The organism is Methyloceanibacter sp. (genome assembly GCF_051306395.1).
Taxonomy (GTDB): domain Bacteria; phylum Pseudomonadota; class Alphaproteobacteria; order Rhizobiales; family Methyloligellaceae; genus Methyloceanibacter.
In genome coordinates this window covers 41,198-50,646 of the sequence record NZ_JBPPND010000003.1, presented here as the reverse complement: position 1 = coordinate 50,646, position 9,449 = coordinate 41,198, and the positions used below count along the sequence as shown (strand labels likewise).

5 protein-coding genes are annotated in these 9,449 nt (G+C 64.2%); 4 read left to right on the top strand and 1 reads right to left on the bottom strand.

Going from position 1 to position 9,449, the window contains the following annotated elements:
• From ACSLE4_RS00310 to prfB, 3 genes are all read left to right on the top strand, one after another.
• A partial coding sequence (locus tag ACSLE4_RS00310) for an N-acetylmuramoyl-L-alanine amidase family protein (protein WP_435902494.1) occupies window positions 1–688 on the top strand: 688 nt, incomplete at its 5' end.
• Between the two features lie 222 nt (window positions 689–910).
• On the top strand, window positions 911–3,463 hold the full coding sequence (locus ACSLE4_RS00305; protein WP_435902497.1) for a penicillin-binding protein 1A: 2,553 nt from the start codon (window positions 911–913) through the stop codon (window positions 3,461–3,463).
• 93 nt (window positions 3,464–3,556) lie between these two features.
• Window positions 3,557–4,670, top strand: a protein-coding gene (gene prfB / locus ACSLE4_RS00300; protein WP_435902493.1) for a peptide chain release factor 2 whose coding sequence is annotated in 2 segments (ribosomal slippage) — window positions 3,557–3,625 and window positions 3,627–4,670 — 1,113 coding nt in all. Because the reading frame shifts where the segments join, the coding sequence is not laid out codon by codon here.
• Window positions 4,671–4,714: 44 nt separating this feature from the next.
• On the opposite strand, the gene ACSLE4_RS00295 is transcribed toward prfB, so the two are convergent.
• Complete coding sequence (locus ACSLE4_RS00295; protein ID WP_435902492.1) at window positions 4,715–5,266, bottom strand: bactofilin family protein; 552 nt, start codon at window positions 5,264–5,266, stop codon at window positions 4,715–4,717.
• Window positions 5,267–5,790: 524 nt separating this feature from the next.
• Here ACSLE4_RS00295 and ACSLE4_RS00290 point away from each other — a divergent pair.
• Window positions 5,791–9,441, top strand: coding sequence for a YhdP family protein (locus tag ACSLE4_RS00290; RefSeq protein ID WP_435902491.1), 3,651 nt, complete (start codon window positions 5,791–5,793; stop codon window positions 9,439–9,441).
• The last annotated feature ends 8 nt before the right edge of the window (window positions 9,442–9,449 follow it).

Genomic DNA, 9,449 nt, shown 5'->3' with positions numbered 1-9,449 from the left:
ACTCGATCCCGGCCATGGTGGCGTCGATCCGGGCGCGAGCAGCGCCAACGGCGTGAACGAGAAGGCGGTGGTGCTCGAATTCTCCAAACGGCTGAGGGAGAAGCTTATCGCCACGGGGCGATACGAGGTGTTCATGACCCGGGACGACGACACCTTCCTGCCGCGGAAGGAGCGCGTCGCCTGCGCCCAGAAGAAGGGGGCCGGGCGGTGCCTGACGATCCACGCCGATTACTTCCCGACCAAGATCGACGACGCCCGCGGCGCCACCGTCTACACGTTGTCGGAGAAGGCGAGTGACTCCGAAGCGCGCGCGCTCGCCGCCAAGGAAAACTTCTCCGACGCCATCGCCGGGGTGGAACTGCCGGAGGATTCCGACGAGGTGGTGACCAACATCCTCATCGATCTCGCCCAGCGCGAGACCAAGAACCGCTCGGTGGTGTTCGCCCGGTCGATCGTGGGCGAGCTTGCCGCCAAGGGGACGCTGCACACCAAGCGCCTCCGCTCGGCCGGCTTCCGCGTCTTGAAGGCTCCGGACGTCCCCTCGGTGCTGCTCGAACTCGGCTTCCTGTCGAATCCCGACGACGAGAAGCAGCTCACCTCCGAGGCCTGGCGGGACCGTATGGCCGATTCGGTGACCGCGGCCATCGACGGCTACTTCACCAAGCGCATCGCCCGCGTTCCCTTCTGATTTTAACGATAGCTGGGCCTGACCCCCCAAGAAGCCCTAAATTCCGGACGACTCTTGCGTTTTGTTGCCATATTCTTGGTTAGGGTGGGCTCGGGTGCCCCGTGAGGCTGACAGGCGGGGTCGGGACGGTAGAAAACCATGGATATCACGACACCGGTCAAGCCGCCGGAGCAACGGCGGCGCCGTAAACGCGGCGGCTTCTTCCTGCGCTTTCTCGGCTTCATGTTCGCCGCCAGCATGATTCTGGTCATCGCCGTAGCGGGCGCGGCCGCCTTTGTGCTGTGGAAGGTTTCGCAGGAACTGCCCGACTACGAGGTGCTCGCCAAGTACGAGCCTCCAGTGATGACGCGCATCCACGCCAATGACGGCCGGCTCATTGCCGAGTATGCGCGCCAGCGGCGCATTTACGTGCCAATCACCGCAGTCCCCAAGCGCGTGACCGAGGCCTTCATCTCGGCCGAGGACAAGAATTTCTATCAGCACGGCGGCCTGGACATTCAGGGCATCCTTCGCGCCGTGGTGACCAATCTGAGCGCGGTCCAATCCGGCGGCCGCATGGTCGGTGCTTCGACAATCACTCAGCAGGTAGCCAAGAACTTCCTCCTTTCGAACGATCAGAACATCGAGCGGAAGTTGAAGGAAGCGATCCTCGCCATCCGCATCGAGCGCGCCTTCACCAAGGAGCAGATTCTCGAACTTTATCTGAACGAGATCTATCTCGGCGCCGGCGCCTACGGCGTGGCCGCCGCGGCGCAGACCTATTGGAACAAGGCGCTGAACGAGCTGACTTTGGCGGAGGCAGCCTATCTCGCCACCCTGCCGAAGGCGCCGAGCAACTACGACGCCTTCAAGCATACCGAGCGCGCCATCGCGCGGCGGAACTGGGTGATCGACCGTATCGTCGAGAATGGCTTCGCCACTCATGAGGAGGGCGAGGCCGCCAAGGCTCAGCCGCTTGGCGTGCTGGCGCGGACGTATGGTCCCAAGATCCATGCCTCGGAATATTTCGCCGAGGAAGTGCGTCGCAAGATCATCGACGATTTCGGCGAGGACAAGCTCTATGGCGGTGGGCTGTCGGTTCGCACCACGCTCGATCCTCGGATGCAGGCCATCGCCCGCAAAGCGCTGGTCAAGGGGCTAACCGACTATGATCGGGTCCATGCCGGCTGGCGCGGCGTGGAGGAGACGATCGACCCCGCCGGTGATTGGGGCAAGACCCTTGCCGGCGTTCCGGTGTGGAGCGACATCGAGCCGTGGAAGCTTGCCGTCGTACTCGAAGTCTCGAACGACGAGGCCAAGATCGGCATCCGTCCGGGCCGCGACAAGGAAGGCAAGCTGGTCGCCGAGCGCGAAACCGGTGTCATTCCCGCCGCGGAAGTGAAATGGACCCGCAAGACGGTGACGCAGGCTCTCAAGCCCGGTGACGTGGTCTATGTCGCTCCCCTCGAACCGAAGACCGACAAGGACGGCAATCCCGCGCCGGAAGAGACAGTCGCCGGGAAGTGGTCGCTCCAGCAGGTTCCGAAGGTGAGCGGCGCCATCACGGCGATGGACCCGCATACGGGCCGCGTGCTCGCCATCATCGGCGGCTTCAGCTTCCACCAGAGCCAGTTCGACCGCGCCACTCAGGCGCTGCGCCAGCCGGGCTCCTCGTTCAAGCCCATCATCTATCTGACGGCGATCGACAATGGCTACACGCCGTCCAGCATCGTCGTCGACGGACAGATTTGCGTTAGCCAAGGCCGCGGCATGCCGCCTTGGTGTCCGAAGAACTATTCGGGGGGCGGCGCTGGTCCTTCCACCCTGCGCTACGGCATCGAGAAGTCGCGCAACCTGATGACGGTCCGCTTGTCGCGCGATATCGGCATGCCCGTCATCGCCGAGTACGCGCGGCGCTTCGGCGTCTACGACAACTTGATGCCTGCACTATCCATGTCGCTCGGCGCTGGCGAGACCACGCTGCTGCGCATGGTCAACGCCTATGGGATGATCGCTAATGGCGGCAAGAAGGTCGAAGCCACGTTCATCGACCGCATTCAGGACCGCTACGGCCGTACTGTATGGCGGCATGACAAGCGCGATTGCAGCGGGTGCGACGCGCGCGAATGGGATCGCCAGGCCGAGCCGGAACTCGTCGATGTCCGCGAGCAGGTGGTCGACCCGATCTCCGCCTTCCAGATGGTCGGCATCATGGAAGGTGTCGTGCAACACGGCACCGCACGCCGCTTGACGTCGCTGAACCGGCCGTTGGCCGGCAAGACCGGCACCACCAACGACTACAAGGATGCCTGGTTCATCGGCTACACGCCCGATCTCGTCGTCGGGGCGTATGTCGGTTACGACCAGCCGAAGCCGATGGGGCGCAGCGCCACTGGCGGCGGTCTCGCCGCGCCGATCGTGAAGGATTTCCTCGAGGAGGCGCTGAAAGACGTGCCGCCGGTGCCGTTCCGGGCGCCGCCCGGCGCCATGCTGGTCCGTGTCAACCACAAGACGGGCTTGCCCGCCCGCAGGGGGGACAGCGGCGTGATTATGGAAGCTTTCAAGCCGGGACACGTCCCCGACGGCGCCGTCATCGTCGAAGGCGAAGCGCCGGAAGGCGCCGAGCAGCAGGGCGAGGCCTTCCCGGAGTACCCGGATAACGCCCGGGCCGGCGGTCCGCCGCAAGGATTTCCGCCCCCGCGGCAATACCGGGCGCCGCCGCCGGGCCAGTCCGGCTTCCAGGGGCCGCCCAGCAACGACCGGGCTTTGACATCGGGCGCCGGCGGCCTCTACTAGACCTTCATTTCGAGAGTTGGATCCGGGCGCGGCTGCCGCGCCCGGGGCCATGCGTATTGACGAGCCAACACGTCAAGAACACTGAGGAAGAAGATGCGCGCCGAAACCGAGACGCTCGTGAATGAGATCAAGGAGTCCTTATCTTTGCTACGGAGGCATCTTTGACCCCGATCAAGCAAAGGCGCGCCTGACGGAACTCGACCGCGAGGCGGAGGCGCCGGACTTTTGGAACGACGCTCAGCGCGCGCAAGGCCTCATGCGCGAACGCCAGCAGCTCGAAACTGCGCTCAACGCCTTCGACCGTATCGCACGCGAGCTCGACGACAACCTCACGCTCGCCGCGCTCGGCGAGGAAGAGGGCGACGAGAGCATTATCGCCGAGGCGGACGAGGCGCTGCGCAAGCTGCGGGCCGAGGCGCACACCCGTGAGGTGGAGGCGCTGTTGTCGGGCGAAGCGGATGCCAACGACGCCTATGTGGAGATCCACGCGGGCGCCGGCGGCACCGAAAGCCAAGACTGGGCGCAAATGCTGGAGCGCATGTATATGCGCTGGGCGGAAGGCCGCGGCTACAAAGTCGAGCTGATCGGCGAGAACTACGGCGAGGAGGCCGGCATCAAATCGGCCACGGTCCTGGTCAAGGGCATGAACGCCTATGGCTGGCTCAAGACGGAGTCGGGCGTGCATCGCCTAGTGCGTATATCGCCGTTCGATTCGAACGCCCGCCGGCACACCAGCTTCGCCTCGGTGTGGATCTATCCCGCGATCGACGACACCATCGAAATCGAAATCGACGACAAGGACGTCCGCATCGACACATACCGAGCTTCGGGCGCGGGCGGGCAGCACGTCAACACCACCGACAGCGCCGTGCGCATCACTCATGAGCCTACCGGCATTGTCGTGCAGTGCCAGAACGAACGGTCGCAACACAAGAACCGGGCCACGGCATGGGCCATGCTGCGCGCGCGGCTTTACGAGGCCGAGCTCAAGCGCCGCGAAGAGGAAGCGCTCGCCACCGCGGCCTCGAAGTCCGATATCGGCTGGGGTCACCAGATCCGGTCCTACGTCCTTCAGCCCTATCAGTTGGTGAAGGACCTGAGGACGGGCGTCGAGAGCACGAACCCGCCGGCCGTGCTCGACGGTGATATCGACGGGTTCATCGAGGCGGCGCTTGCCGAACGCATCAGCGCCGACGCCAAGACCTAGCCCGGGCGTCAATGAAAGCGCGCGATCGGCGAAAGCGTTGTCGGCTACTCGGCGGCGTGGCTCGAGAAGGGATTCTCCGACTCCGCGCTCTTTTCCGAACGCGGACTAGGCGACTTCACATCGGCCATCGGATCGTCCGAACGGCGCGACTTCCCTTCGAAATACGCACCCTGCTCGATGGCAAGGCTCTGATGGAAGATGTCGCCCTCCACATGGGACTGCGCCTGGAGCGTCACACGCAGGCCCCGGACCGAGCCCATGACCTTGCCGCGCACCACCACGTCCTCGGCGATGACAGAGCCGTTGATCTGGGACTTGTCGCCGAGCAGCAGCGAGCCGCAATGGATGTCGCCCTGAATTTCGCCGTCGACCTGGATCTCGCCCTTGGACGTCACGTTGCCCGTGATCGTCAGGTCCTCGCCGATGATGGAGGGAACCATCTTGCTGGCGCTGGAACTGGAACTTGGGCTCGGGCCTTTGGCGTAAGTGGCCGGCCGCTCGGTGAACGGCGATGACTTCGACTCCGAGCCGCTGTTCGAACGCTCACCACCCAACTTGGTGACGGCCTCGCCCGGCTCAGGTTTCTTCGTGAACATACTTGGGTACCTCCCCATCCAATACGAGTGACGCAGCGCGAAAGGCAACTCGGCACCAGGTCCCGCGACAGGAGACAGTAAAGCTGTCTAAGTGAATTGTCGCGGCGCTTCTCGCCCGAGAGCTAATACCCAGCACCCAACTCCTGATCGTGACAATATCGTCTCGGTTTAACCTTGTCATGGGGGTTCTATGCCCGGCTCCGGGCCGCTTCCGGAGGCCGGAGAACGCCGGTTTACACCCTGAATCGCCTTGGTTTAGCCGATTTTGATGCTTCTTATGGCACAAGACCTTAGCCTCGCTTTGCGCGCCGTGGTAACGAGGCCCAAGGCGGGATGTTTAAGGGTGCGCCTTGGGGGGTGCCGGTACAGACCAAGAGCGGATCGGGCTCGCGGCGCTAGGATCAAGCGGCGGTGGCCGTTCTGGTGTCTGGCTTGTCGCCGCAGCCCTCTTTCGAGGGCGCGGCAGGATCGTTGGCCAAACTGTTGGGACCTGTGACTGAATGGACGAACCGCTCGCAGGAGCCTTGGCCAAGCTGACCGCGGAGGGTCGCAAAGCCATCCGCGCCTTGCCCGTCCGTGGCCGTCAGCTGGTGAAGAGCGTTCCGCCGCCGGTTCAGGTTCAGCTCGCCAAGCTTTCCAACCGCAGCGCCCATGTCTGCCGCGAAGTCTTCGCCGGCATTCTTGTCGTCGGCCTCATCGCCATCGTTCTCGGCTATGGACGCTTGGCGCGCGGTCCCATGTCTCTCCCGGGGCTGGTCCCGCCGATCGAGGGTGCGATCAACGAACAGCTCTCGGGCCTTCAGGTGAAGATCGACGACGCTGTGCTTCAGCGCAGCGGCGAGGGCCCTGGCGTGCTGTTCCGCCTGCGCAATATTCGCCTCATCGACCCCGATGGGGAGGTGGTGGCACAAGCGCCGCTCGCCGCCATCGGCATGAGCGGCAGCGCGCTTCTAACGGGGCGGCTGGCGCCGGGCAGCGTCGACTTCATCGGGCCGCGGCTGTTGATGAGCTACAATGACGGCCAAGGCCTGTCGCTCGCCTTCTCCAAGCCAGGCGAGGACGGCGATGCGCTGATGCGGGGCACGCTTGCTGAGGACGGCGCGTCCAGCGGCGTCGCGAAACAAGGGACGCCGCAGATGGCCCCGCCCGCGCCTGCCGGGGGCGCGCGCAAGTTCAACCTTACCAACACCGTGAATGAGGTGTTCCAGCGCGCCCGCCGTGGCGACACCTCCTATCTCACCCGTTTCGGATTCAAGAACGCGATCGTCGTCCTCAACCGGGACGGCGATCAGACGCTGTGGCAAGTGCCGGACTTCGCCATCGATTTCGACCATCGGGACCGGCGCAGCATCATTGTCGGCCAGGCCAATGTCGCCTCGAGCCGTGGCGATTGGCAACTCGAAATGCGCACCGAGCAGCATGCGCAAACCAAAGGTCTTGGCATCACCGCGCTGATCGAGAACTTGGTGCCATCCGGGATCGCGGGCAACTTCCCGACCATCGGCATCCTGCGGGCGCTGGACATGGCCGTCGACGGCGAGACGACGGTCGAGCTTTCCCAGACAGGCGACTTCATCTCGGGCGAGGCGAGGGTGCGGCTGGCGCCGGGCCAGATCACCCCGCCTTGGGATCGTGACACGCCGATGCGGATCGACCACGGCGATGTCACCGTTCGCTATCTGAAGGGGCAGGATATCGTCGAGATCGCGCCTTCGACGCTGCGTTGGGGAAAGAGCCAAGCGACATTCAGCGGCACGTTCACCCCGGTGCGCAATGACAACAAAGTTGTTTCTTGGAACTTCACCATGCGGGCCGACGACGCCGTGCTCGGGGTCGAGGAATTCGGGCTCGGTCCCACCAAGATCGATGAATGGACGGCGACGGGTAGTCTGTCGCCCAAAGACGGCAGCGTGACGCTCTCCGGTTTCGTCATTCGTGCCGGAGACGCGAAGATCGCGGTGTCCGGCGCCGTGGTCGGCGGGTCGTCGGGATCGCCCGCGGTCAATCTTTCGGGCGAGGTCAGCCCTATGCCGGTGGACACGCTGAAGCAACTTTGGCCCAAATTCCTGGCCGGCAAGGCCCGCACCTGGGTGCTGGAGCGCACCGCCGGCGGCCAAATTCTTGGCGGCAGGTTCAACGTCGCACTCCCCGCCGGCGCCCTCGATGCCATCGAGCAGGGCGCCGCGGCGCCGGAAGGGGCCATCAACGTCGAGCTCAACTTTACCGGCATGAGCATCGCCTACATTCCCAAGATGCCGCCTGTGGTGACCGGCAACGGTAAGCTGACGGTCGCGGGCACGGAGTTCACGGTCGACATTCCGTCCGGGAAGATTGTCGTTTCGGAGGGCAACGAGGTTGCGCTCAGCGAGGGGCGTTTCTACATACCGGACCTGCGCGAGGATCCCCAGCAAGGCGTCATCACCTATAAAGCGTCTGCGGCGACGCCTACGGTCATGCAACTTCTGGATCACGAGCCGCTTGGCTACATTCAAGAGGTCGGCCTGAAGCCCGATTTCCTCGGCGGGTCCGCCGCCGGCGAGTTCATCTTGTCGATGCCGCTCAAGGCGGAGCTCGATTTCCAGGAGATCAAGATGAGTGGCATGGCCCGCCTCGAGGACGCCATTGCCGCCAACCTGGTGGGCGACATGGGCATCCAAGGCGGTACGCTCAACGTCGATCTTTCCAATGAGGGCGTTAGCGCCGCCGGCGAGATCACCATCAAGGGCGTGCCGGCGAATATCCATTGGCGGCGCGTCTTCTATGCGCCCGACGAAGAGCAACCGCCGATCGCAATCTCCGCGACCCTGGATGCGGCCTTGCGCGAGCAGCTCGGCATCAAGGTCAATCATCTGGTGAAGGGACCGACCCCGCTCACCCTGTTCGTGAAGGGTATGAAGCCGGGAGAGGAGATCGAAGGGGCTGCCGGCATGAGCATGGAGGCCGACCTGACCAACGCCGAGCTCCTGTTCGGCAGCATGGGTTGGACCAAGCCTGCGGGCCAGGATGCCAAGATCAGTTTCGATGTGGTCAACCACGAGGACGGCTCGACGGACCTCGCCAACTTTAAGATCGTCGGCGACAAGATCGCCGTTTACGGCGATATCGCGCTCGATCCGGAGAAGCACCTCAAGAACTTCTATTTCTCAGACTTCTCGGTGAATCCCGAAACCCACGTGGAGATCAAGGCCGAGGTTCGCGACGATCAGGTGCTCGAGATTCACGCCGAAGGTCCAAGCTTTGACGGCAGACAGTTCTTCCGGTCGCTGTTCTCGGCGGGCCAACTGGTCGAGGACGGCTCGGCGGAACCCGACGATCCCTTCGGCATCGATTTCACGGCGAAGATCGGCCGCGTGGTGGGCTTCTACGACACCACGGCCACGGACGTGGATGTCATGCTCAAAAAGCGCGACGGACGGCTTATCGCGCTGCGCGGCAAGGGCAATTTGAACGGCAAGCAGCCGGCGGGGGCCGAGCTCGAAATGCGGAACAAGGCGCGCATTCTCAAGGCCGAAGCCCTGAATGCGGGCGCCGCCTTCCGGCTCGTCGGCTTCTACCGAAGCATCGAGGGAGGCGAGGCGTCGCTCCAGGTCAACATGGACGCGGGCGGACCGGGCGCCAAGTCCGGTACTTTGTGGGCACGAGACTTCAGCGTCGTTGGCGACAGTGTCGTCGCCGACGTTCTCACCGATCCAAGCTCGACGGCGGTACTCGGCCAAAACAAGCGCCCGGTCGCCCAATCGAAGATCGCCTTCAAGCGCCTGCGTGCGCCTTTTGTCGTCGGCGCCGGCAAGTTCCGGCTGCGCGATGCCTATGTGAACGGCCCGCAGCTCGGCGCGACCTTGCGCGGCACGGTCGACTTCAAGTCGCAAACGGTCGATCTCGGCGGCACCTATGTCCCGCTCTATGGGCTGAACTCGGCGCTCGGCGCCATTCCCATTCTCGGCCGGGTGCTGGTCGGCCGCCAGGGAGAGGGCGTGGTGGGCATCACCTTCGCCATCAAGGGCAAGCTCGAGGACCCCACGGTGCTGGTCAATCCCATGTCGGTGATGGCGCCGGGCATCTTCCGGCAGATTTTCGATTTCACCGGCTCGGTTCCCCCCGATGCGGCGGCGGCCAACACGACAGGCCAAGAGTACGAGCGCATTCGGCCGTTCCAGTTCCAGGAATCCAGATAGTCGGGGGA

Coding starts and splice junctions, on each gene's coding strand:
- ACSLE4_RS00305 (WP_435902497.1), top strand. CDS start 911: ATGTTCGCCGCCAGCATGATTCTGGTCATCGCCGTAGCGGGCGCGGCC.
- ACSLE4_RS00295 (WP_435902492.1), bottom strand. CDS start 5,266: ATGTTCACGAAGAAACCTGAGCCGGGCGAGGCCGTCACCAAGTTGGGT.